Origin of the sequence: Grimontia indica (assembly GCF_000333895.2) — a bacterium.
In the GTDB taxonomy this organism is placed as follows: Bacteria; Pseudomonadota; Gammaproteobacteria; order Enterobacterales; family Vibrionaceae; genus Enterovibrio; species Enterovibrio indicus.
Genome location: NZ_ANFM02000052.1, coordinates 49,746 through 73,284, shown reverse-complemented (window position 1 = coordinate 73,284; position 23,539 = coordinate 49,746). Strand labels below are relative to the sequence as shown.

The following is a 23,539-nucleotide window of genomic DNA, read 5'->3' as shown; positions in this document are numbered from 1 at the left end:
CTGCCAGAAGGCGTTGAGATGGTAATGCCAGGCGACAACATCCAGATGGTTGTAACTCTGATTGCACCAATCGCGATGGATGAAGGTCTGCGCTTCGCAATCCGTGAAGGCGGCCGTACTGTTGGCGCGGGTGTTGTTGCTAAAATCATCGAATAAGATTTGACGACACACTAGCAAAAAGGGCATCATTTGATGCCCTTTTTCTGCGCCAAATCTTTGGATTGGACTTTTTTTCACCGATTTGCCGCAGTGAACATTGTTTTAGGGATAAGAAAATAGGCGATCATATGAATCTAAAGCTATTTTCCTTGTTCTTTTACCTCGCTGACGCGAGGTTGTTGTCGTCTATGAAGTAGACTAGTTACAGGTAGAATGTATGAAAGCGAATGCTGAAGCCCAAACCGGGTCAATGGACGCCCTGAAATGGGTTGTGGTCTTTGCCTTATTGGCCGTAGCGGTGGTGGGAAATAGCCTGTACAGTGATATGTCTGTCGTGCTACGTGCTGCTGCAGTTGTTGTGTTAGTTGCCGCCGCTGGTGGTGTTGCTGCACTGACTGCCAAAGGTAAAGCAGCGATCACCTTTGCACGTGAATCGCGTATGGAAGTGCGTAAAGTGGTATGGCCTACTCGCCAAGAAACTTTGCAAACCACTCTCATCGTTCTGGCTGTCACTGTCGTCATGGCGCTCATCCTGTGGGGCATCGACGGAATCATGGTCCGTCTGGTCCGCCTATTCACTGGCGTGTGAGGTTAACTACATGAGCGAAGCTCCAAAAAAACGTTGGTATGTTGTTCAGGCTTTCTCTGGTTTTGAAGGCCGTGTAGCGAAGTCGCTGAAAGAACATATCAAAATGCACGAGATGGAAGACTTCTTTGGTGAGGTATTGGTACCGACCGAGGAAGTGGTTGAAATGCGCGCAGGTCAGCGTCGCAAGAGCGAGCGTAAGTTCTTCCCAGGTTATGTTCTGGTTCAGATGCTGATGAACGATGAGTCATGGCACCTGGTGCGTAGCGTACCACGTGTAATGGGCTTCATCGGCGGTACACCAGATCGCCCAGCGCCGATTTCTGATAAAGAAGCAGACGCTATCTTAAACCGTCTGGAGAAAGCGAGCGAGTCGCCAGTACACAAAACTGTGTATGAAGCGGGTGAAGTTATCCGTGTTACTGAAGGCCCATTTGCGGACTTCAACGGTGTGGTAGAAGAAGTTGATTACGAAAAGAGCCGCCTGAAGGTATCTGTATCTATCTTCGGCCGTGCGACACCGGTAGAACTGGAATTCAGCCAAGTAGAAAAATCCTGAACATTTTTTGCTCGGTAACAGTTGCGAGGGGCGCGAAATTTGAATACAATTTCGCGCCCTTTTGTTAAACGGGGAGTCTGCTTGTCAAAAGTAGACGTTTGAACCCAAATTTAGGTATTTAGTAATGGCTAAAAAAGTAGAAGCTTACATCAAGCTGCAAGTTGCAGCTGGTATGGCTAACCCAAGTCCACCAGTTGGTCCAGCTCTGGGTCAGCACGGCGTGAACATCATGGAATTCTGTAAAGCGTTCAACGCACGTACAGAATCTCTAGAGAAAGGTCTGCCAACTCCAGTAGTTATCTCTGTATACAGCGACCGTTCTTTCACTTTCGAAATGAAGACTCCACCTGCAGCAATTCTGCTGAAGAAAGCAGCGGGTATCAAGTCTGGTTCAGGCCGTCCTAACACTGAGAAAGTTGGTACTGTTACCGACGCTCAGATCCAGGAAATCGCTGAAACTAAAGCGAAAGACATGACTGGTGCAGACATTGAAGCGATGAAACGCTCAATCGCTGGTACCGCTCGTTCAATGGGTCTGGTAGTAGAGGGTTAAGACAATGGCAAAACTGACTAAGCGCATGCGCGTAATCCGCGAGAAAGTTGATGTGACTCGTGAGTACGACATCAACGAAGCTGTTGCTCTTCTGAAAGAACTGGCTACTGCTAAATTCGTTGAAAGTGTAGACGTTGCTGTTAACCTGGGCATCGATGCACGTAAATCAGACCAAAACGTTCGTGGCGCAACTGTACTGCCACACGGTACTGGCCGTGACATCCGCGTAGCGGTATTCACTCAAGGTGCGAACGCTGAAGCTGCTAAAGAAGCGGGTGCTGACATCGTTGGTATGGAAGACCTGGCTGAGCAAGTTAAGAAAGGCGAAATGAACTTCGACGTAGTTATCGCATCTCCAGATGCAATGCGCGTTGTAGGTCAACTGGGTACTATCCTGGGTCCTCGCGGTCTGATGCCAAACCCGAAAGTTGGTACTGTAACTCCTAACGTTGCTGAAGCAGTTAAGAACGCTAAAGCTGGTCAGGTTCGTTACCGTAACGACAAGAACGGTATCATCCACACCACCATCGGTAAGGTTGACTTCGACGCTGACAAGCTGAAAGGTAACCTGGAAGCTCTGCTGGTAGCTCTGAAGAAAGCTAAGCCTTCTTCAGCGAAAGGCGCTTTCATCAAGAAAGTAAGCATCTCTACCACTATGGGTGCAGGTGTTGCGGTTGACCAGAATACTCTGGACGCACAAGCAAACTAATTGCTTGAAGCGATGAGTTGCTGTATAATTCGTCGCTTCAAATTTATGGCTAAGTTCGGCTTGCCGAACTTCGTCCAAGACCGTAGGCGTCTTACATAAGTAAGACTTAATCGTTACCTACGTAGACGGTGCCAGGAACATGATAGATATATTTCTTTCTTGGATCTGCGCCGTAATTACTCTCCTGCTGTGAAGCAGCGAGTGGTGTAAAAACAATCCAGGAGCAAATCCAAATGGCATTAAATCTTCAAGACAAAAAAGCAATTGTTGCTGAAGTCAACGAAGCTGCCAGCGGTGCCCTGTCTGCAGTTGTAGCTGATTCTCGCGGCGTAACAGTTGGCGCGATGACTTCTCTCCGTAAACAAGCGCGTGAAGCGGGTGTTTACATGAAAGTTGTTCGTAACACACTGGCTCGTCGTGCAGTAGACGGTACTGACTACGAATGTCTGAAAGACATTTTTGTCGGTCCTACACTGATTGCGTTCTCTACTGAGCACCCAGGTGCTGCAGCGCGTCTTTTCAAAGACTTCGCGAAAGAGAACAAAGATTTCGAGATCAAAGCTGCTGCATTCGAAGGCGCGCTGACTAACGCTGACGTACTGGCAACGCTGCCAACTTACGACGAAGCTATCGCACGTCTGATGATGTGCATGAAAGAAGCGTCTGCTGGCAAGCTGGTTCGCACTATCGCGGCTGTTCGCGATCAGAAAGAAGCTGCGTAATTCGCATTGCTTTTTACTGGTTGCTATTTAAACTAATTGTTGACTTTAAAGAGAATTGTTATGTCTATCACTAACGAGCAAATCCTAGACGCAGTTGCAGAAATGTCTGTAATGCAAGTTGTTGAACTGATCGAAGCTATGGAAGAGAAGTTCGGTGTTTCTGCTGCTGCAGCAGTTGTTGCTGGCGGCGCTGCTGCTGGTGAAGCTGCAGAAGAGCAAACTGAATTCGACGTAATCCTGACTGCTGCTGGTGCAAACAAAGTTGCAGTAATCAAAGCAGTTCGCGGCGCGACTGGTCTGGGCCTGAAAGAAGCGAAAGCAGTTGTTGACGGCGCTCCAGCACCTCTGAAAGAAGCTGTTTCTAAAGAAGAAGCAGAAGCTCTGAAGAAAGATCTGGAAGAAGCTGGTGCTTCTGTTGAAGTTAAGTAATTATTGCTTAGCTTCTTAGCCTGAAAAGGCTAATGGCTGGTGGCTAAATAGCCACCGGCCTTTTTGCGCTGTAGGGCAGTGGTGAATTTTGCACCCCGTTTAGTCACTGCTGACCATGCAAATACATCGGAATTAACCCTCTGATGTTCCTACAGTAAACGGTGGTTATTAGTTACTGTCCCTCAGTCTGGACAGTTTGGGTCACTTATCAGCGAGCTGAGGAACCCTATGGTTTACTCTTATACCGAGAAAAAGCGTATCCGTAAGGATTTTGGTAAGCGTCCTCAAGTTCTGGACGTGCCATACTTGCTGTCGATCCAGCTTGATTCTTTTGAAAAGTTTATCGAGCAGGATCCAGAAGGGCAATACGGTCTTGAAGCTGCCTTTCGCTCTGTCTTTCCGATTCAGAGCTACAACGGCAATTCCGAGCTGCAATACGTTAGCTATCGTCTCGGTGAGCCAGTTTTCGATGTTAAAGAATGTCAGATCCGTGGCGTAACTTACTCTGCACCACTGCGCGTTAAACTGCGCCTGGTGATGTTTGACAAAGATGCACCTGCTGGCACCGTAAAAGACATCAAAGAGCAAGAAGTCTACATGGGTGAAATTCCACTCATGACGGACAATGGTACCTTTGTTATTAACGGTACTGAGAGGGTTATCGTATCCCAGCTGCATCGTAGCCCGGGCGTCTTCTTCGACAGCGATAAGGGTAAAACCCATTCCTCAGGTAAAGTGCTGTATAACGCGCGTATCATTCCATACCGTGGTTCATGGTTGGACTTTGAATTCGATCCTAAGGATCTGCTGTACGTACGTATTGACCGTCGTCGTAAGCTGCCTGCATCGATCATCCTGCGTGCGTTGGAATACACCACCGACCAGATCTTGGACATGTTCTTCGAGAAAGTTGTTTTCGAAGTTCAAGGCAAGTCACTGGTGATGGAATTGGTACCTGATCGTCTTCGTGGTGAAACTGCGAGCTTCGATATTGAAGCTGACGGTAAGGTATACATCGAGCAAGGTCGCCGCATCACTGCGCGCCACATTCGCCAGCTCGAAAAAGACGGCGTGAAACAAATTGAAGTCCCTGTTGAGTACATCGTGGGCAAAGTTGCTGCACGTGACTACATCAACGAGGAAACCGGTGAGATCATCGCGGGTGCTAACCAAGAGCTGAGCCTGGAAACTCTGGCGCTTCTGTCTCAGGCTGGCCATAAGAAGATCGAAACCCTGTTCACCAACGACCTGGATCACGGTCCGTACATGTCTGATACCCTGCGTATCGACAGCACGACTGACCGTCTGACCGCGTTGGTTGAAATCTACCGCATGATGCGTCCTGGTGAGCCACCAACGCGTGAAGCAGCAGAACAGCTGTTCGAAAGCCTGTTCTTCTCAGAAGATCGTTACGATCTGTCTGCGGTAGGCCGTATGAAGTTCAACAGCTCCCTGACTCGTGAAGAAATGACCGGTCCGGGCGTACTGAGCCACGATGACATCATTGAAGTGATGCGCAAGCTGATCGATATCCGTAACGGTATCGGTGAGGTGGACGATATCGACCACCTGGGCAACCGTCGTATCCGCTCTGTTGGTGAAATGGCTGAGAACCAGTTCCGTGTAGGTCTGGTACGTGTTGAGCGTGCGGTTAAAGAGCGTCTGAGCCTTGGCGATCTCGACAATGTGATGCCACAGGATCTGATCAACGCTAAGCCTATCTCTGCGGCGGTTAAAGAGTTCTTTGGCTCTTCTCAGCTGTCACAGTTTATGGACCAGAACAACCCGCTGTCAGAAGTCACGCACAAGCGTCGTATTTCTGCACTGGGTCCAGGCGGTCTGACGCGTGAACGCGCAGGCTTTGAAGTTCGAGACGTACACGCAACCCACTACGGTCGCCTGTGTCCTATCGAAACACCTGAAGGTCCAAACATCGGTCTGATCAACTCGCTTTCAGCGTTTGCGCGTACTAACCCGTACGGCTTCCTGGAAACGCCTTACCGTAAAGTTGTTGACGGTAAAGTGTCCGATGACATCGACTACCTATCTGCGATTGAAGAAGGTCAGTTCGTTATCGCGCAGGCAAACGCCGCGCTGAACGAAGACGGCTCTTTCACAGATGAATTGATCACTGCTCGTCAGAAAGGTGAATCAGGTCTGCACCCACGTGACCATGTTCAGTACATGGACGTTGCAACCAACCAGGTTGTATCGGTGGCGGCATCTCTGATCCCATTCCTTGAGCACGACGATGCTAACCGTGCACTTATGGGTGCGAACATGCAACGTCAGGCAGTACCAACTCTGCGCGCTGATAAGCCGCTGGTAGGTACTGGTATTGAACGTGCAGTAGCGGTTGACTCGGGCGTAACAGCTGTTGCGAAACGCGGCGGTATGGTTCAGTCCGTAGACGCATCACGTATCGTTATTAAGGTTAATGAAGATGAGCTGGTACCAGGCGAAGCAGGTATCGACATCTACAACCTGACGAAGTACACCCGTTCTAACCAGAACACCTGTATCAACCAGCGTCCATGTGTGATGCCAGGCGAGCCTGTGCAGCGCGGTGACGTACTGGCCGACGGTCCGTCGACTGATCTGGGTGAACTGGCACTTGGCCAGAACATGCGTATCGCGTTCATGCCTTGGAACGGTTACAACTTCGAGGACTCCATCCTTGTATCTGAGCGCGTAGTACAGGAAGACCGCCTGACTACCATCCACATCCAGGAACTCCAGTGTGTGGCGCGTGATACTAAACTGGGTAGCGAAGAAATTACTGCTGACATCCCTAACGTGGGTGAAGCTGCGCTGTCTAAGCTGGACGAATCTGGTGTTGTATACATCGGTGCGGAAGTGAAAGGCGGCGACATTCTGGTAGGTAAAGTGACGCCTAAAGGCGAAACTCAGCTAACTCCAGAAGAAAAACTGCTACGTGCAATCTTCGGTGAGAAAGCGTCTGACGTGAAAGACTCTTCTCTGCGTGTTCCTAACGGCGTATCTGGTACGGTTATCGACGTACAAGTATTTACCCGTGATGGTGTAGAGAAAGACAAGCGTGCGCTTGAAATCGAAGAAATGCAGCTGAAAGAAGCCAAGAAAGACCTGACAGAAGAGTTCTCTATTCTGGAAGGTGGTCTGGTAGCACGTGTTCGTGGCGTACTGGCAAATGCTGGTTACAGCCAAGACAAACTGGCGAACATGGATCGTCAGGCGATGCTTTCTCAGACTCTTGACGACGAAGCACTGCAAACTCAGCTGGAGCAACTGGCTGAGCAGTACGACGAACTGAAAGCTGACTTCGATAAGAAGTTCGACACCAAACGCCGTAAGATCACTCAGGGTGACGATCTGGCACCGGGCGTCCTTAAGATTGTTAAGGTATACCTGGCTGTTAAACGTCGCATCCAGCCTGGTGATAAGATGGCGGGTCGTCACGGTAACAAGGGTGTTATCTCTAAGATCAACCCTGTTGAAGACATGCCGTATGACGAAACCGGTGAGCCAGTAGACATCGTACTGAACCCACTGGGTGTACCGTCTCGTATGAACATCGGTCAGATCCTTGAAACTCACCTTGGCCTGGCGGCGAAAGGTATCGGTAACAAGATCAACAAGATGATCAAAGAGCAGCAAGAACTGGCGAAATTCCGTGAGTTCCTGCAGAAGGTTTACGATCTGGGTGACACGCGTCAGAAAGTGGACATCAGTACGCTGACTGACGAAGAAGTGCATACGCTGATCAAGAACCTGCGAAGCGGTCTGCCAATCGCAACCCCTGTGTTCGATGGTGCACCAGAGCCGGCAATCAAAGAACTGTTGAAACTGGGTGATCTGCCAGAATCTGGCCAGCTGAACCTGTTCGACGGTCGTACTGGTGAGAAGTTTGAGCGTCCTGTAACTGTTGGTTACATGTATATGCTGAAACTGAACCACTTGGTTGACGATAAGATGCACGCCCGTTCTACCGGTTCTTACAGCCTTGTTACTCAGCAGCCGCTGGGTGGTAAAGCTCAGTTCGGTGGTCAGCGTTTCGGTGAGATGGAAGTGTGGGCGCTGGAAGCATACGGCGCAGCATACACCCTGCAGGAAATGCTGACTGTTAAGTCGGATGACGTGAACGGTCGTACGAAGATGTATAAGAACATCGTCGACGGCGATCACCGCATGGAACCGGGTATGCCGGAATCTTTCAACGTACTGCTGAAAGAAATCCGCTCGTTGGGTATCAACATCGAGCTGGAAGACGAATAAGCCCAGGCTTATTTGCACTTCCCAGCGTAAAACGAGATGCAGCAATAAGGCAGCATCTCAAATACAAAGGGAATTTCCGGTATCAATATGAAAGTGCAGAGTGTCTGCACTTTTATGGGTCAACTCCTCACAGGAGCCGAATGTGAAAGACTTACTTAAGTTTCTGAAAGCACAGCACAAGACCGAAGAATTTGATGCAATCAAAATCGGTCTTGCTTCACCAGACATGATCCGTTCATGGTCTTTTGGTGAAGTTAAAAAGCCAGAAACCATTAACTACCGTACCTTTAAGCCTGAGCGTGACGGTCTGTTCTGTGCACGTATCTTTGGCCCGGTAAAAGACTACGAATGTCTTTGTGGTAAATACAAGCGCCTGAAGCACCGTGGCGTGATCTGTGAAAAATGTGGTGTTGAAGTTACTCAGACCAAAGTACGTCGTGAGCGTATGGGTCACATTGAGCTGGCTTCACCTGTTGCCCACATCTGGTTCCTGAAATCACTGCCTAGCCGTATCGGTTTGCTGATGGACATGCCTCTGCGTGACATCGAGCGTGTTCTGTACTTCGAATCATACGTTGTGATCGAACCAGGCATGACCGATCTTGAGCGTAGCCAAATGCTGTCTGAAGAACAGTATCTGGACGCGCTGGAGCAATGGGGTGATGAATTCGACGCTCGTATGGGTGCCGAAGCAGTGAAAGCCCTGCTGGCGAACATGGATCTGGCAGCTGAAGCTGAACTGATGCGCGAAGAGCTGGAAGAAACCAACTCTGAAACCAAGCGCAAGAAAATCACCAAGCGCCTGAAGCTTGTTGAAGCATTCCTGCAGTCTGGAAACAATCCTGAGTGGATGATCCTGACTGTTCTTCCAGTACTGCCGCCGGATCTGCGTCCGCTGGTACCACTGGATGGCGGTCGTTTCGCGACATCAGATCTGAACGATCTGTACCGTCGTGTTATCAACCGTAACAACCGTCTGAAGCGCCTGCTGGATCTGGCTGCACCTGACATCATCGTACGTAACGAAAAACGTATGCTGCAAGAGTCAGTTGACGCCCTGCTGGACAACGGTCGCCGTGGTCGTGCCATTACTGGTTCGAACAAGCGTCCTCTGAAGTCTCTAGCTGACATGATCAAAGGTAAGCAAGGTCGTTTCCGTCAGAACCTGCTTGGTAAGCGTGTAGACTACTCTGGCCGTTCGGTAATCACCGTTGGTCCATACCTGCGTCTGCACCAGTGTGGTCTTCCTAAGAAGATGGCACTTGAGCTGTTCAAACCATTTATCTACGGCAAGCTGGAAGCTCGTGGTCTAGCGACCACCATCAAAGCGGCTAAGAAGATGGTAGAGCGCGAAGAAGCGGTCGTTTGGGATATTCTGGATGAAGTTATCCGTGAACACCCAGTACTGCTGAACCGTGCACCGACACTTCACCGTCTGGGTATCCAGGCGTTTGAGCCAGTGCTCATTGAAGGTAAAGCAATCCAACTGCACCCACTCGTTTGTGCGGCATACAACGCCGACTTCGATGGTGACCAGATGGCTGTTCACGTACCTTTGACACTGGAAGCACAGCTAGAAGCGCGTGCTCTGATGATGTCGACCAACAACATCCTGTCTCCTGCGTCCGGTGATCCAATCATCGTACCTTCTCAGGACGTTGTATTGGGTCTGTACTACATGACCCGTGAGAAAGTTAACGCGAAAGGTGAAGCACTTTACCTGTCTGGCCCTGCGGAAGCTGAAAAAGCATACCGTACTGGCAGCGCAGAACTGCACGCACGCGTTAAGGTTCGTATCAAAGAAGTGCTGTTCGACGAAATGGGTAACCGCTCTGAGAAAATTGAGCTGGTAGACACCACTGTTGGTCGTGCAATGCTGTGGCAAATCGTGCCTGAAGGCCTGCCATACAGCATCGTTAACCAGGCGCTGGGCAAGAAGCAAATCTCTGCTCTGCTGAACACCTGTTACCGTGCACTGGGTCTGAAAGATACCGTTATCTTCGCTGACCAAATCATGTACACCGGTTTCGCTTACGCGGCACTGTCTGGTGTATCTGTTGGTATCGACGACATGGTTATCCCACAGGCGAAATACGACCTGATCGAAGCGGCAGAAGCTGAAGTTGCTGAGATCCAGGAGCAGTTCCAGTCTGGTCTGGTTACTGCTGGCGAACGTTACAACAAAGTTATCGATATCTGGGCTGCAGCGAACGAACAAGTTGCTAAAGCGATGATGGATAACCTGTCTTTCGACACCGTGATTAACCGTGATGGTGAAGAAGAAGAGCAGAAGTCGTTCAACAGCGTATACATGATGGCCGACTCAGGTGCTCGTGGTTCTGCTGCACAGATTCGTCAGTTGGCGGGTATGCGTGGTCTGATGGCGAAACCAGATGGCTCGATCATCGAAACGCCAATCACTGCAAACTTCCGTGAAGGTCTGAACGTACTTCAGTACTTCATCTCAACGCACGGTGCACGTAAAGGTCTTGCGGATACCGCACTGAAGACTGCGAACTCCGGTTACCTGACTCGTCGTCTGGTAGACGTAGCTCAAGACGTTGTGGTCACTGAAACTGATTGTGGTACCTCAGAAGGTATCAACATGATGGCAGTTATCGAAGGTGGTGACGTTAAAGAAGCACTGCGTGAGCGTGTTCTGGGCCGTGTGGTTGCAGAAGACGTACTCAAGCCTGGTACTGACGAAGTACTGGCGCCACGCAACACCCTGCTTGATGAGAAGTGGTGTGACATCCTGGAGCAAAACTCTGTTGACCAGGTGAAAGTGCGTTCTGTCGTAACCTGTGAAACTGACTTCGGTTGTTGTGCAAACTGTTACGGTCGCGACCTGGCTCGTGGTCACTTGGTTAACCACGGCGAGTCTGTTGGTGTTATCGCGGCACAGTCAATCGGTGAACCAGGTACCCAGCTGACGATGCGGACGTTCCACATCGGTGGTGCGGCATCTCGTGCGGCAGCAGAAAGCAGCATCCAGGTGAAGAACAACGGTTCTATGCACCTGCACAATGCGAAGTTCGTTACCAACAACGCTGGCAAGCTGGTGATTACTTCACGTGCATCTGAGCTGACTATCGTTGATGAGTTCGGCCGTACCAAGGAAAGCTACAAGCTGCCATACGGTTGTGTGCTGAGCAAGCTGGATGGCGATGCAGTTAACGCGGGCGAAACCGTGGCTAACTGGGATCCGCACACCATGCCGATCATCACTGAAGTAGAAGGTCGTATCGAGTTCGTTGACATGATTGACGGTGTAACCGTTCAACGTCAAACGGATGAACTGACTGGTCTGTCTTCAATGGTTGTTCTGGACGCTGCAGAGCGTACGTCAGCGGGTAAAGACATGCGTCCTACCGTTCGACTGCTTGATGCATCTGGTAACGCTGTGATGATCCCTGGTACTGACATGCCTGCACAATACTTCCTGCCTGGTAAAGCAATTGTCCAGCTGGAAGACGGTGCAAACGTAGGTGTGGGTGATACTCTGTCTCGTATTCCTCAGGAATCTGGCGGTACGAAAGATATCACCGGTGGTCTGCCACGCGTTGCGGACCTGTTCGAAGCTCGTAAGCCTAAAGAGCCTGCAATTCTGGCAGAGATCACGGGTGCAGTTTCCTTCGGTAAAGAAACCAAAGGTAAACGTCGCCTGATCATCACGCCAACTGACGGTTCTCCATACGAAGAGATGATTCCTAAGTGGCGTCAGCTGAACGTATTCGAAGGTGAGAAGGTTGAGAAAGGTGACGTCATCGCCGATGGTCCAGAATCTCCACACGATATTCTGCGTCTTCGTGGCGTGCGTGCGGTAACTGAGTACATCACCAACGAAGTACAAGACGTTTACCGTCTGCAGGGCGTTAAGATTAACGACAAGCACATCGAGACTATCGTTCGTCAGATGCTGCGCAAGGTAACTATCCTGTCTTCAGGCGACTCTGAGTTCCTTGAAGGCGAGCAGGTAGAATACTCTCGCGTCACTATCGCGAATCGTATGCTGGAAGCGGAAGGCAAACAGCCTGCAAGCTTCGAGCGCGATCTGCTGGGTATCACCAAAGCGTCTCTGGCAACTGAATCGTTCATCTCTGCGGCATCGTTCCAGGAAACGACCCGCGTACTGACCGAAGCAGCTGTATCAGGCAAGCGCGACGAACTGCGCGGCCTGAAAGAGAACGTTATCGTTGGTCGTCTGATCCCTGCGGGTACCGGTTTTGCTTACCACAAGTCACGCCAAGCGCGTCGCAACGTGGTAGAAGAGCCAGTAGCTCCGCAAATCGATGCTGAACAAGCATCTCAGGATCTGGCAGCACTGCTGAACGCAGGTCTGAGCGACGAGAACTAATCTCGCGTCATGACTGATAAAAGGCATCCTTCGGGATGCCTTTTTTATTGCGTGATTTTCAGTAAGTCAGAGACTATTTGCGAAGCGAGAAGCGAGAAGCGAGAAGCGAGAAGCGAGAAGCGAGAAGCGAGAAGCGGGGTCTAAAAGGCCGGCTGATGGATATCATCAACCGGAAGGCCTGAAAACGTTAAATATTAAGCGCCGGGAGGAATTGCTAAGCTGTCCGCAATCAGCTGGATCAGCATATCCTCTTTTTCGAAGCGTATTTCCATGATTTCGCCAACAGTAGAGATGTCGTTGTCAAAACCCGCGAAATTGTCGTCATCTAAGACAAATCCACTGTACTTGTCATTGAAGTTCAGAAGGGGCTCTGTCGTTTCTACTATATGTAAGTAGAGACCATCAATCTCTTCGTTGGTTGAGAAACCAGTGGCTTTCCAACGCTCCATGACCATGTCATAGATTTTGAAGTGACCAGCGGAGATATAGTCCACCAAAACTTCACAGAAGCGATTCAATTCTTCTTCGGTTGGCAGACAGTTTTTATTGTTGCCAGAAAGGCCTGCCACTTTGCAGTATTGAACCAGCAGTTCCTGTCTTAACGTTAACCAGTAGTCGATCACATCACTGTAACCGCCCCACTGCTGTTGTGCTTTTTCGAGTTTATTTAGCATGACCACGTTCCTCATGATCAGCGCACCTGAGCGCTTTTATAGGATTACAGCCATATCAATCAGGCCATCAATTGTCTAACATCAGGTTACTGATTTTAGAGTGCCTCAAATCGCCCGGCCAAGCAAGGATCGAAGTGTTGTTATGTCTGATCAAAAAGATCTTGTATATCTGTGTTGTGTAACTAAAGGACAACTCTGGTTGGCGGATCACAACCTGCCACTTATCTCAAAAAATCAATTGGATAATTGGGTTAAGGCAAGCTACGCCATAGGACACTTTGATGGGCATGAGGTTGTGTATGCGTATGAGCAACATAATGCATCTGAAACTGAGTTGGGTGGATTGCGATCTTTGTTACACCTGCCCGGGGAATTGTTCAATCTCGCAGGGCGAGCTATTCAGATTGATTACATGCGTGATTCTCAGGTGTTTTGTAGCCGTTGTGGCAGTAAAAACCGTTTTGAGCCGTCTCATCCTGCGATGGTATGCGATGCCTGTGAGACAGTTCATTACCCACGGGTTTCTCCCTGTGTGATTGTGGCTGTTAAAAAGGGCGGTCAAATTCTGCTGGCTCATCATCCTCGCCATAAAAACGGTATGTATACAGTGATTGCCGGCTTTGTAGAAGCAGGAGAGACGCTGGAGCAATGCGTTGCCCGTGAGGTGAAGGAAGAAACAGGAATAGACGTCAGCAACATCCGCTACTTTGACAGTCAACCTTGGGCTTTTCCTTCCAATCTGATGATGGGGTTTGTCGCAGACTATGAGAGCGGTGAGATTAATCCAGACTATGAAGAGCTCACGGACGCGCAGTGGTTTGATGTCGATGACCTGCCGCTGGTGGCACCGGAAGGCACCATTGCCAGACGTTTAATTGAAGCCGTCAAAGGATAGACTGAAGGGATGCAGAGCAGCATCCCTTTTTAGTGGTTACCGAAGCGTTATTGGGTGTGGGAAAGGATGAGGGCATTGACTGCTGCCGCTTGCTCCATTTGCACCATATGCCCAGCCCCTGCGAGAACGTGCACTTCTGCATTGCTGGTGTTTGAAGCATGCGAAGCAGGGATTACCGCATCCGACTCGCCCCAAATCACAAGCGGTGACGGAGTCACATCTAAGTTCAGCGCAACGCTTTGGGTGCCATCCACAAAAAGCTGATCGGCGAGCGCGTCCAGTGAAGCTTTTACACCATCGAGCCGTTTGTATTTGAGCACATCATCGACCAGATTACGCGTGACCAAACTGCTGTCTGCAAAAAGCAGCTGCAAGACAGGTTTTAGGGTTTTCCGGCTTTCTGAATCGACAAAGCCACGGATGTAGTTGCTGTTGATGTCTTTCCCAAGGCCAGCGCTGCCAATCAAAGTGAGCGAAACGACCTTATCGGGGTGAAGCCTTGCGAGTTCACCACAGATAAGCCCGCCCATTGAATGTCCGACCAAATGGGCTCCCTCAATATCGAGCTTATCCATCACCGTCACGACAGTATTGATGAGGTTGCTAAACTGCAATTCCGCTGAAATCGCGGACTGTCCATGGTTTGGAAGATCAAGCGCCAACACAGGCGCTTTTTCGGCAAGGGCGTCCAAATTAAACAACCAGTTATCCAAGTCACCGCCAAAGCCATGTATCAGCACATAAGGTGTTCCAGAGGCGTCGGCATTCATATGACTGTAGCGAATGCGTCCTGCATCGGTGTCGATAAATGCATAGGCTGAGGCCGCTTCTTCCTCATCTCCTCCTTCGGAGGAGGGCTGAACAAAGGCCGCGATATAGGCATCGATTTCATCGTCTGTTACCTCTGGTGGCGCAAGTACACCGAGCAGAGCCTGAACCGAATAGACGTCACCTTCCTCAGCGACCTTGCGTCTTAGGAGCCCGGCATCCGGCGCTTCCACCTCGCTGGCAATCTTGTCGGTTTCCACATCCATGATCACCTGACCGACTTCAATGGTATCCCCTTCGTCGACATGCCATTCTGTGAGGGTGCCTTCCTTCATGGAAAGCCCCCATTTGGGCATTACCACAGGTATGATTTTCTCACTCATGTATTCGCTCCCATCGTTCGGTTTACTGCGCTGACAATGTCGTCAACGGTCGGTACATAGATGTCTTCCAGCGATGGAGAGAAAGGCACGGGCGTATGGGGAGGGTTCACCATGGCAATCGGTGCTTTTAGTGACGAGAAGGCTGACTCAGCCACCTGTGCAGAAACATCCGCAGCGATTGAGCAGCGTGGGCTGGCTTCATCGATACACACCAATCGACCTGTTTCTTCGACGCTTTCCATCACAGTATCGATATCAAGTGGGGAGAGGGTGCGTAAGTCAATCACCTCACATTGCACGCCTTGCTTCGCCAGTTGCTCAGCCGCTTCCATTGCACGTGTTACGGTCAGGCCATAAGACACTAGGGTGACGTCTTTACCTTCACGAAGTACATTGGCTTCGCCAAAAGGAATAGCATAAGGGGCTTCCGGCACATCAGATTCGGTGGCATAGAGATTTTTATGCTCGAGGAAGATAACTGGGTCATTGTCTCGGATGGACTGGATAAGCAGTCCCTTGGCATCGTAGGCGTTTGACGGGCAAACCACCTTTAGCCCTGGAATATGGGTGAAAAGAGGCGTGAGCATCTGGCTGTGTTGTGCTGCGGCTCTGAAGCCAGCACCGCACATGGCGCGGATAACAACTGGCGTTTCCGCTTTCCCCCCAAACATATAGCGGAACTTGGCGGCTTGGTTGAAAATCTGATCGAAGCAGACGCCCATAAAATCGATAAACATCAGCTCTGCGATCGGACGGAGCCCGCAGGTAGCAGCGCCAATGGCAGCACCCACATAGGCACTTTCCGACAGAGGCGTATCCATCATCTGGTTAGGATGTTTGGCATAAAGCCCTTTGGTGACACCAAGTACGCCACCCCATGCATCGTCTTCACCCGGTGCGCCGGTACCACCGACAATGTCTTCGCCCATCATAATGACGTTAGGATCACGGGACATTTCCTGATCAATTGCTTCGTTAATTGCATCCTTGATTGATAGTGTTCTGGCCATCATCACTCTCCTTGTTATTCTGAATAGCTGACGTAAACATCCGTCAGTAGGGCACTTGCTGGTGGTTGTGGCGCATCAATCGCAGCGCGAACGGCATCTTCGATAAGTGCGGCCACTTCGCCATCAATGGTGTTGAATTCGTCAGCGTTGATAAGGCCAGTTTCTTCCACGCGCTGGCGGAAGAGTTTCAGGCAACAGCGGTTGGTACGGATATCTTCCACTTCGCCGTCAGCCCGGTAGGTCTGGGCATCCCCCTCAAAATGGCCAAAAAAGCGCACCATTTTGCACTCGAGCATGGAGGGGCCACCGCCGTTTCTGGCGCGTTTGATGACTTCTCCAGCGGCTTCATAAACAGCGAAGAAATCCGTGCCATCGACAGTGACGCCCGGCAGTCCAAAGCCAGTTGCGCGGTCGACATAGGAGTCACAGGCTACCGCCCAATCCACGGAGGTTGATTCCGCATAACCATTGTTTTCAATCACAAAAATGGTTGGGAGTTGCCAGACGGCAGCAAGGTTTAAGCTTTCCAGAAAGGTGCCCTGGTTGGATGCGCCATCACCGGTAAAGCTGATGCCCACACCGCCGTGGCCAAGGTGTTTTGCGGCAAGGGCGGCGCCACATACTAATGGGGAGCCAGCACCTAGAATGCCATTGGCGCCCATCATGCCTTTGGATAAATCCGCAATGTGCATTGAGCCGCCTTTGCCGCGACAGGACCCGGTTTCCTTGCCATAGATTTCGGCCATCATACCGTGCACGTCCACGCCTTTGGCAATGCAGTGACCGTGTCCGCGGTGAGTGGAAGCGATGCGGTCGTTGTCATTCAAATGCATCATGATGCCAACGGCCGTGGCTTCTTCACCAGCATAGAGGTGTACAAAACCCGGAATGTCGCCACGGGAAAAATCGACGTGCAAGCGCTCTTCGAAATCGCGGATGGTTTTCATCATCCGGTATGCGTCCAGCAACTGTTCACGAGAGAGTGGAAATGGATTATCACTCATGAGTTTCTCCTTAATGTTGTCGTTGTGTGTGTCGATGGAAAGCGAAGCAGGCCATGCTCAGCGGCAAAGGTCATACAGCGCGGCACATCGACCGTGTTGAAAGCGTCATGTTTGAGGGTGACTGAGACTTTATCGTCAGGGCCAAATGGCAGTTCCCGCTCGCCGTCGAGGGCGAAAGAGCCCTGCTGGCTGACAGGCGTAATGAGTAAATCGGGTTCAAAAAGCTGGCTGTGCTCAATATGAACTGGCGTCAGCAATCCGGGAGCGAGTGGCGCATTGACGGAATAAAGTGCTTCTTGTGGACGGGTAAACGTAAGGTGCATGCCCATAGGCGCTTTGCGTGCGATGGGCTGGATTAGACCGGCAATGGAAGAAAGCCCAATCAGTGATGGGTCGGCAAAGGTAACAAACAGCTCTCGAAGGCTTTCTGGCCGCCAGACAGCGCGGGCACCGACAAAACGCTCCTGCACGATAGCGGCATCGACAAGGGCAATGTCAGGGGTGTTGTTAACCCTCACTTCCAGTAGTTTATTGGCTTCAAAAGCCTGAGAGGGTGGAATTCTCCCTGATACTGCAAGGCCTGTGGCGATGCCGGTGATGGTGGGCTCTGTCAGTGGTGGAAAGGCATTATTGGTGCCGCTGGAAACGCCTGAAATGGGAATGTTTCCACAGGCTTTGACCACCAGACGGTGAGTACCGTCTCCGCCAAGAACGACAATCGCGGAAACACCGAGTTCGCGCATGGCATGGCTGGCATCAAGGGTATCCTGCGCCGTGGATGAAACAGGCATGGAGAGCCAGCGCACATCTGGCATTCGGAAACTATCCAGCGAAGCCTGATGTAATCCACGTTCTATATGCGTTCTAAGGCCAGCCCGTTCTGGCATCATCACCACATGCTCAACGCCACCCTGAGCAAGTCCTGTCAGAATGCGAAGTACCATGTTGGCTCTGTCTGTCAGTTGCAGGTTTGCGCCTTTGGCAATCACCCGGCGAATATCGCGGGCAGAAATGGGGTTGGCAATGATCCCTACTGTCAATCCTGTCACAGTCATTCCTCATCCTTGGCTGGTGGAAGGGACTGAACAAGATGCGTGCCAACCAGTGACTCTTGAATATATTCATAAATATCATGGTTTTACTGTTTTTATTCTTACGGTGATGTGTGGCACTGATGCCTCGGCGTGCAACAGGTGTGGCGTTATCAGGTAGTGGATGTCACAGGGAAATAAATTCTGTGTTGTGAGTGAGAAATCGGAGCAGGAAAGTCGGCTTTATCGTTGTACAGAGTTGTATGACTGTTTTGTTGTTGGTTAATAATTAACCAAATGACAGGAGCGGTAGCATATGGCAGTCACTATGCGAGTCAGTGAACACATCAAGGAAGTGCAAAGCGTTATTGAAGGGAGTCAAACATCCCGTGACGATGTCATTGCCACGTCTTGGACACGGTGTATCGACGATTATCACCTTGATCCTGTGGTGATGCAGGAGGCATATATTGTTCCCCATACCCAGCTCAAGGAGCATAGGGAACGGCTAGATAAGCTTATTCGCACGGCAAAGTACGGACTCGATGCCTTGTATCACCAGGTGGCTGATCATGGTTATGTGTTGATGCTGACCGATGCTGAGGGAGTCACTGTCGATTATCAGGGTGATGCATCGCTCACTTGGGAGCTCAAAAAAGCCGGGCTTTACCTTGGGGCAGAGTGGTCTGAAGCGCGGGCAGGAACCTGTGGTGTGGGCTCCTGTATCTACACCGGGGAAGCGTTGACGGTGCACCAGAGCGATCACTTTGATGCCACGCATTCGCCACTCTCCTGCACGGCTGCGCCTATTTACGATGTAGACGGTTCACTTGCTGCTGTGCTCGATATCTCTGCGCTCCAAAGCCCTGAGCCCAAAGCCAGCCAGGCATTGACCTTGCAGCTTGTCACTTCCTGCACGCGTCGCATCGAGATGGCGTCGTTGATGAATACCTTCAGGCGGGACTGGATAATCCGGCTCAGTCAATCTCCGGCGTTTTTGGATGTCGACCCTGAATGCGCGATGGCGGTGGATGCGGAAGGCCGGATTATTGGGATGACACATAGTACCCAACGCCTGCTTTCGCGGATTAAAGGCAATGACTGGCGGCAACCACACGCAATACTAGGCTGCTTGCTGTCGGACTTTTTCAATCTCGATATCAATGAGCTTCCCGCGCTCAGCCGTGCACTTCCCACGGAAGAAAGGTTGCTGGCCACCATTCATGGTGATTTGTGGTTTGCCCATGCTATAGCCCCGCAGCCTTCTTCAATACAGCGGCGCAAAAAAGTCGTGAGTGGCAGTTTGGCATCGCTTTATGGTGATGATGCCAAGATGGCGGATTTGGCAATCAAAGCGACCACGCTATCAATGTCGGACTTGCCACTTCTGCTGAACGGGGAAACCGGCACAGGGAAGGAGTTTTTGGCTAAAGCCATTCATGAGAGTTCGTCACGCAAATCCGGCCCTTTCATTGCCATCAATTGTGCAGCGATCCCCGAAAGTCTGATTGAAAGCGAGCTCTTTGGTTATGCAGACGGTGCCTTTACCGGCGCGCGCAGCAAAGGCAAAAGAGGGCTGATTGAACAGGCCAACAACGGCACCCTGTTTTTGGATGAAATTGGGGATATGCCCTTGTCGCTTCAGGCAAGGTTACTCAGGGTTCTCGCCGAAAGAGAGTTGCTTCCAGTGGGAGCGACCAAAGCGATCCCTGTGTCATTCCGGGTGCTTGCAGCTACTCATAAAGCTTTGCCAGATCTGGTAAGTAATGGCAGTTTTAGGGAAGACCTTTTCTATCGCATCAACGGAGCGACCCTTACAATTCCCGCCCTGCGCGAGCGCTCGGATATATTGTGGTTGGCGGGACAGATTCTAACGGGACTGACAGATAAGCCAGTACACGTTTCAACACTGGCGGGCGATCTGCTTGAAAAGTACTCATGGCCGGGCAATATCAGGGAGCTAGAGAATACGCTCCGCTTCGCGTTGGCATTTTGTGTTGAGGGTGAAATCCAGCCAGAGCATTTACCCGAAGAGATTAAAACAGGGTTAGGGCGGCCACAGTGTGTTTCCTCCGTCACGCAAGAGCTGTTGGCAACACTGGAAGCCTACAACTGGAACATTTCAGAAACTGCCCGTGCTTTGGGAGTGGATCGATCCACTATCCATCGCAGGATGAAAAAAGAGAGAATCGGGCGTCACTACCAACCGCAAGGGAAACGCTAATTCAACGTTATTGACCAGTAATGATGTTGTGGCGAGGCGACTTCCCAATAGGTTCCTGATATTGGCGGGGGAGGCTGGCATCGGCGTCTGAAAACCTTGGGCTCAATGTCAGACCATACTGGCTTAAAATCTCGGTTAGCGTGCCACTTTCTTCCAAATTCTCTAGTACTTCACGAACATCTGACTCGTCCAGCGAGTCAGCATGGCGGATACTTATGGTCATGGGATAGGAAATGACCTGCTCAGTGTCAGGAAATGGCGAAGCGCGTAACCGCCCCTTATTATTGGCCAACTGATGGATAAACCATGAAAACGAGAGATTCGAGACGATAGCCATATCCACGTCACCAGCCATAACTGCGCTCAGCATATCTTGGTCATTGCCGAATCCTACCCTGAGTTGATTGTTTGGCAGATGCTCCAGCATTTTCCGGTGGGCGGCTGACCCTGAAGAGACTGCAACTCGCAGGTTGTCTGGGAGTGAGGCAAGTTCATAGGAGTTCGGCACAGCCTGCACCCAAACAAGATTATGCTCAAGTAGCGCTGGGGCAAAGCGGGCATGGGTTTGTGGATTTTGTGCCAGCGCAACACCGAGTATCAATTGGCAGTCGGACTTTCGTATCTGATACCTTGCCCAGATCCATTCAACGGACAGGGATACATGCCATGCTTTGGCCACCGCTTCGGCAATCTCAATGAATGCGCCTTTGGGGCTGTCTTCGCCAGAAAGGGGGAGAGCCTCACGGGAGGCACAGACGGTAAGGAGCCCTGCTTGCTGCACTGACTCCAGAAGGGAAAAAGGACGGGCTATGGGCGATATCGCCCATAGCCCGCCAATCACCAGCCAAAGGAGGTACTTTTTTGAAATGGGTTTCACTGACAGGTCTCTAAGGTGCGAAGTGAAAGAATATACGCGACCAGCTCCAGCCGTTCAGACTCGGAAAACGTATCGCCCCAAGGGGGCATGAACTGACTGCCCCTTCGGAGCCCATTTGAAATGGTGTCAAACAGGTAATCACCCTCAAAGTCACGGCATTGCAGCTTTTTAGACTTCCCGCCAATTCCTTTTGCGCCATGGCAGTAGGCACAATTCTGGTAGAAGCGGATTTCTCCCTGCTTTATTTCGGCAGCAAAGGTGGGGATGTTTAGTGGTGATTCCTGTGTGATTGGCACGGCGACAGCAATTGCTTCATTGGATAGGAGCAGCATCAATACCAGTCCTATCAATGCTAAACATTGCCCTAGAGCGTTGGAAGTAAATGGCCTATTCATCGCAAATTCTCCTTATTTGTCGATGCTGAATGCGATAAGCGCCGCCCCGCCGGGCAGGCCGGAGACTTCAGGAAACGCACTTGCCATAAAGCCTGGGGCGTGGGAGCCAAAGCCACTTGGCACGAGTAGATATTGTTTTCCATTTTTTCCGTAACTGATTATCCCTGAGCGAATACCAGACCCTGTGTTGAAAGACCACAATTCATCACCGTTAGTAGCGTCATAAGCGAACACTTTGCCAAACACATCTCCGTTAAAAACCAACCCGCCTGCAGTGGCTAAAACACTGCCTAAACCAGGAATGGGATAATTAACACTCCAACGGACTTCACCCGTGATGGGGTCGCGGGCATCGAGTCGGGCACTGGCTTTTTGATTCGGTGGGGCTACGGCTTCCAACAGGGAAACACCTAGATAGAGACCTGATATGCCAATTTTCTCGGGATTTTGCTCTGCGGCGATGATCTTGTTACAGACTTCCATTGCATTGGTATACAAGAGCCCAGTTTTCGGACTATAGGCACCGTGGTTCCAACTGCGCGCACCGAGAAGGTAAGGGCAGAGAACTTTTTCTTCACCCAGTTTAGGCTCGTTGCGACCTATCAACTCTCCGGTTTTTGGATTGACTGATTCGACCCAGTTGTAGGTTTGTGAAAGGGGCCAGATATTAACAGGCTTGCCAGTCTTTTTATCCAGAACGTAAACGAATCCTCCTTTGTTGAGATGGAAAATGACATCCCGGTTTTCGTGTTCAATGGTGACAATTTCATACGCCGAGTCATAGTCCCAGACATCGTGAGGAACCTCCTGAAAGAACCATTTCAACTTCCCGGTCTTGGCTTCAATCGCCAGTAAGGACGCAGTGTATTTGTTGTCACCTTTGCGCACTTCACCAAAAAAATCCGGGGCAGCGTTGGAGGTTCCAATATGGATGAGGTCGGTTTTCTCGTCGTACACACCCGGCATCCACGCTCCGCCGCCTCCGACATTCCCTGTGTCGCCCGGCCAGCTTTCAGGATCATCACTGATGGTGTCAAACTCCCAAATCGGTTGGCCGTTAAGGGCATTGACCGCATAAATTTTTCCCCGCTGAGGCTGGTCGCCGCCTGTTGTTCCGCCATACAGCACCTCGCCCGCCAGTTGTGGTGGTGATGAAAACAGGCAACCGTAGCAGGATTTCAGGTCCGTAATTTTGCGCTTCCAGACGGGCTTACCCGTTTTCTGGTTGAGGGCGATAAAACGTCCATCCAGAGTGCCAAGATAAACCATGCCATGCCCTACCGTCACACCGCGGCTGGCGGCTTGATAAAACACTCTGGTCACAATAGGGTCGAGTTCAGGCTGGTAGTGCCACAGTGTTTCGCCTGTTTCGCCATCCACGGCATAGACATTGTTATTGGCTGCCACGTAATAAATGACACCATCAAGGACAATAGGGGTGGCCTGTAAGCCATGTTGAATGTCCCCGGGCTGGTGAATCCATGCCACCTTGAGTTTGTCCACATTGGCTTTATTGATGTCTGACAAAGGACTGTATCGCCAGCCATTATCCAGTCGATGGTATTTTGGCCAGTCGCTGTCTGATGTTGCAGCGTTAGCTGGTGGAATAAAATAAATGGCCAGCAGGAATAGCAGGGGGAGAGCAAGCCAATATGAGTAGGTGGCATTTTTTGTCATCACTTTGCATCCTTTGCAATGGGTTTGCTCGCCTATCGCAAGTAAAGTGCCAACATGAGTGTTGTTTTAAATCAATCGGTTAATTGGTTGCTTGGTCAGGGTGATGAAGCAGAATGCAACAGGTGTCGCGCTTCAGGTGTCGCAACAGGGAGGGGGGTAATAGGCAAAAAAAACCCGCCGTAGGGAGGCGGGGGTAAGATGCGATTATGGGTAGTGTCTGTCAGACATTTTGTTATTTGTGCAAATATTTAACATGTCATTAAAGATCCGGCA

At 50.7% G+C, this 23,539-nt stretch carries 19 protein-coding genes; 11 read left to right on the top strand and 8 right to left on the bottom strand.

Going from position 1 to position 23,539, the window contains the following annotated elements; translation table 11 throughout:
• The 9 genes from D515_RS25480 to rpoC all read left to right on the top strand — a co-directional run.
• Positions 1 to 156 (top strand): EF-Tu C-terminal domain-related protein (locus D515_RS25480; RefSeq protein ID WP_476729716.1); only part of this gene is annotated, 156 nt, incomplete at its 5' end.
• Between the two features lie 220 nt (positions 157 to 376).
• Positions 377 to 748, top strand: coding sequence for a preprotein translocase subunit SecE (secE, locus tag D515_RS22800; protein ID WP_002542047.1), 372 nt, complete (start codon positions 377 to 379; stop codon positions 746 to 748).
• 10 nt (positions 749 to 758) lie between these two features.
• Positions 759 to 1,304, top strand: coding sequence for a transcription termination/antitermination protein NusG (nusG, locus tag D515_RS22795; protein WP_002542046.1), 546 nt, complete (start codon positions 759 to 761; stop codon positions 1,302 to 1,304).
• Between the two features lie 124 nt (positions 1,305 to 1,428).
• Positions 1,429 to 1,857, top strand: coding sequence for a 50S ribosomal protein L11 (gene rplK / locus D515_RS22790; protein ID WP_002542045.1), 429 nt, complete (start codon positions 1,429 to 1,431; stop codon positions 1,855 to 1,857).
• 4 nt (positions 1,858 to 1,861) lie between these two features.
• On the top strand, positions 1,862 to 2,566 hold the full coding sequence (gene rplA, locus D515_RS22785) for a 50S ribosomal protein L1 (RefSeq protein WP_002542043.1): 705 nt from the start codon (positions 1,862 to 1,864) through the stop codon (positions 2,564 to 2,566).
• A gap of 233 nt (positions 2,567 to 2,799) precedes the next feature.
• Positions 2,800 to 3,288 (top strand): 50S ribosomal protein L10, encoded by a 489-nt coding sequence (gene rplJ / locus D515_RS22780; RefSeq protein ID WP_002542041.1) that lies wholly within the window; start codon positions 2,800 to 2,802, stop codon positions 3,286 to 3,288.
• A 60-nt stretch (positions 3,289 to 3,348) separates the two neighbouring features.
• A complete protein-coding gene (rplL, locus tag D515_RS22775; protein ID WP_002542039.1) occupies positions 3,349 to 3,717 on the top strand; it encodes a 50S ribosomal protein L7/L12 in 369 nt (122 codons plus the stop codon).
• Between the two features lie 228 nt (positions 3,718 to 3,945).
• Complete coding sequence (rpoB, locus tag D515_RS22770; RefSeq protein WP_002542037.1) at positions 3,946 to 7,971, top strand: DNA-directed RNA polymerase subunit beta; 4,026 nt, start codon at positions 3,946 to 3,948, stop codon at positions 7,969 to 7,971.
• A gap of 142 nt (positions 7,972 to 8,113) precedes the next feature.
• Positions 8,114 to 12,328 (top strand): DNA-directed RNA polymerase subunit beta', encoded by a 4,215-nt coding sequence (gene rpoC / locus D515_RS22765; RefSeq protein WP_002542036.1) that lies wholly within the window; start codon positions 8,114 to 8,116, stop codon positions 12,326 to 12,328.
• A 194-nt stretch (positions 12,329 to 12,522) separates the two neighbouring features.
• Here the strand turns inward: rpoC and D515_RS22760 are convergent, their stop codons facing one another.
• Positions 12,523 to 13,002, bottom strand: coding sequence for an Rsd/AlgQ family anti-sigma factor (locus D515_RS22760; RefSeq protein WP_002542035.1), 480 nt, complete (start codon positions 13,000 to 13,002; stop codon positions 12,523 to 12,525).
• A gap of 142 nt (positions 13,003 to 13,144) precedes the next feature.
• Here D515_RS22760 and nudC point away from each other — a divergent pair, with 142 nt between their 5' ends.
• Positions 13,145 to 13,897: an NAD(+) diphosphatase gene (gene nudC, locus D515_RS22755; protein WP_039850573.1), complete on the top strand. Its 753-nt coding sequence runs from the start codon at positions 13,145 to 13,147 to the stop codon at positions 13,895 to 13,897.
• A gap of 47 nt (positions 13,898 to 13,944) precedes the next feature.
• Here nudC and D515_RS22750 read toward each other — a convergent pair whose 3' ends face one another.
• The 4 genes from D515_RS22750 to D515_RS22735 are packed head-to-tail and all read right to left on the bottom strand — an operon-like array spanning position 13,945 to position 18,117.
• Entirely contained in the window at positions 13,945 to 15,048 is a 1,104-nt protein-coding gene (locus D515_RS22750; RefSeq protein WP_002542031.1) for an acetoin dehydrogenase dihydrolipoyllysine-residue acetyltransferase subunit, read from the bottom strand.
• Positions 15,045 to 16,058 carry an alpha-ketoacid dehydrogenase subunit beta gene (locus D515_RS22745; protein ID WP_039850572.1) on the bottom strand — a complete coding sequence of 338 codons (1,014 nt, stop codon included), beginning with the start codon at positions 16,056 to 16,058 and terminating at the stop codon, positions 15,045 to 15,047. The genes D515_RS22750 and D515_RS22745 overlap by 4 nt, the downstream gene beginning before the upstream one ends.
• A 14-nt stretch (positions 16,059 to 16,072) precedes the next feature.
• A complete protein-coding gene (locus D515_RS22740; protein WP_002542028.1) occupies positions 16,073 to 17,062 on the bottom strand; it encodes a thiamine pyrophosphate-dependent dehydrogenase E1 component subunit alpha in 990 nt (329 codons plus the stop codon).
• Entirely contained in the window at positions 17,059 to 18,117 is a 1,059-nt protein-coding gene (locus D515_RS22735) for an ATP-NAD kinase family protein (protein WP_002542027.1), read from the bottom strand. The genes D515_RS22740 and D515_RS22735 overlap by 4 nt, the downstream gene beginning before the upstream one ends.
• A gap of 292 nt (positions 18,118 to 18,409) precedes the next feature.
• Here D515_RS22735 and D515_RS22730 point away from each other — a divergent pair, with 292 nt between their 5' ends.
• On the top strand, positions 18,410 to 20,317 hold the full coding sequence (locus D515_RS22730) for a sigma-54-dependent Fis family transcriptional regulator (protein ID WP_002542026.1): 1,908 nt from the start codon (positions 18,410 to 18,412) through the stop codon (positions 20,315 to 20,317).
• Positions 20,318 to 20,324: 7 nt separating this feature from the next.
• Here D515_RS22730 and D515_RS22725 read toward each other — a convergent pair whose 3' ends face one another.
• Genes D515_RS22725 through D515_RS22715 form a run of 3 tightly spaced genes read right to left on the bottom strand, consistent with a single transcriptional unit; the run spans position 20,325 to position 23,266 of the window.
• Complete coding sequence (locus tag D515_RS22725; RefSeq protein ID WP_002542025.1) at positions 20,325 to 21,194, bottom strand: substrate-binding periplasmic protein; 870 nt, start codon at positions 21,192 to 21,194, stop codon at positions 20,325 to 20,327.
• Positions 21,191 to 21,589 carry a c-type cytochrome gene (locus tag D515_RS22720; protein WP_051997549.1) on the bottom strand — a complete coding sequence of 133 codons (399 nt, stop codon included), beginning with the start codon at positions 21,587 to 21,589 and terminating at the stop codon, positions 21,191 to 21,193. Before D515_RS22720 ends, D515_RS22725 begins: the two co-directional genes overlap by 4 nt.
• 12 nt (positions 21,590 to 21,601) lie before the next feature.
• Positions 21,602 to 23,266 carry a pyrroloquinoline quinone-dependent dehydrogenase gene (locus D515_RS22715; RefSeq protein WP_002542023.1) on the bottom strand — a complete coding sequence of 555 codons (1,665 nt, stop codon included), beginning with the start codon at positions 23,264 to 23,266 and terminating at the stop codon, positions 21,602 to 21,604.
• Positions 23,267 to 23,539 lie beyond the last annotated feature (273 nt).

What these genes read in the sequence shown, in the direction of transcription:
- secE (WP_002542047.1), top strand. Translation starts at nt 377, where the DNA reads ATGAAAGCGAATGCTGAAGCCCAAACCGGGTCAATGGACGCCCTGAAA.
- nusG (WP_002542046.1), top strand. Translation starts at nt 759, where the DNA reads ATGAGCGAAGCTCCAAAAAAACGTTGGTATGTTGTTCAGGCTTTCTCT.
- rplK (WP_002542045.1), top strand. Translation starts at nt 1,429, where the DNA reads ATGGCTAAAAAAGTAGAAGCTTACATCAAGCTGCAAGTTGCAGCTGGT.
- rplA (WP_002542043.1), top strand. Translation starts at nt 1,862, where the DNA reads ATGGCAAAACTGACTAAGCGCATGCGCGTAATCCGCGAGAAAGTTGAT.
- rplJ (WP_002542041.1), top strand. Translation starts at nt 2,800, where the DNA reads ATGGCATTAAATCTTCAAGACAAAAAAGCAATTGTTGCTGAAGTCAAC.
- rplL (WP_002542039.1), top strand. Translation starts at nt 3,349, where the DNA reads ATGTCTATCACTAACGAGCAAATCCTAGACGCAGTTGCAGAAATGTCT.
- rpoB (WP_002542037.1), top strand. Translation starts at nt 3,946, where the DNA reads ATGGTTTACTCTTATACCGAGAAAAAGCGTATCCGTAAGGATTTTGGT.
- D515_RS22760 (WP_002542035.1), bottom strand. Translation starts at nt 13,002, where the DNA reads ATGCTAAATAAACTCGAAAAAGCACAACAGCAGTGGGGCGGTTACAGT.
- nudC (WP_039850573.1), top strand. Translation starts at nt 13,145, where the DNA reads ATGTCTGATCAAAAAGATCTTGTATATCTGTGTTGTGTAACTAAAGGA.
- D515_RS22750 (WP_002542031.1), bottom strand. Translation starts at nt 15,048, where the DNA reads ATGAGTGAGAAAATCATACCTGTGGTAATGCCCAAATGGGGGCTTTCC.
- D515_RS22745 (WP_039850572.1), bottom strand. Translation starts at nt 16,058, where the DNA reads ATGGCCAGAACACTATCAATCAAGGATGCAATTAACGAAGCAATTGAT.
- D515_RS22740 (WP_002542028.1), bottom strand. Translation starts at nt 17,062, where the DNA reads ATGAGTGATAATCCATTTCCACTCTCTCGTGAACAGTTGCTGGACGCA.
- D515_RS22735 (WP_002542027.1), bottom strand. Translation starts at nt 18,117, where the DNA reads ATGACTGTGACAGGATTGACAGTAGGGATCATTGCCAACCCCATTTCT.
- D515_RS22730 (WP_002542026.1), top strand. Translation starts at nt 18,410, where the DNA reads ATGGCAGTCACTATGCGAGTCAGTGAACACATCAAGGAAGTGCAAAGC.
- D515_RS22720 (WP_051997549.1), bottom strand. Translation starts at nt 21,589, where the DNA reads ATGAATAGGCCATTTACTTCCAACGCTCTAGGGCAATGTTTAGCATTG.
- D515_RS22715 (WP_002542023.1), bottom strand. Translation starts at nt 23,266, where the DNA reads ATGACAAAAAATGCCACCTACTCATATTGGCTTGCTCTCCCCCTGCTA.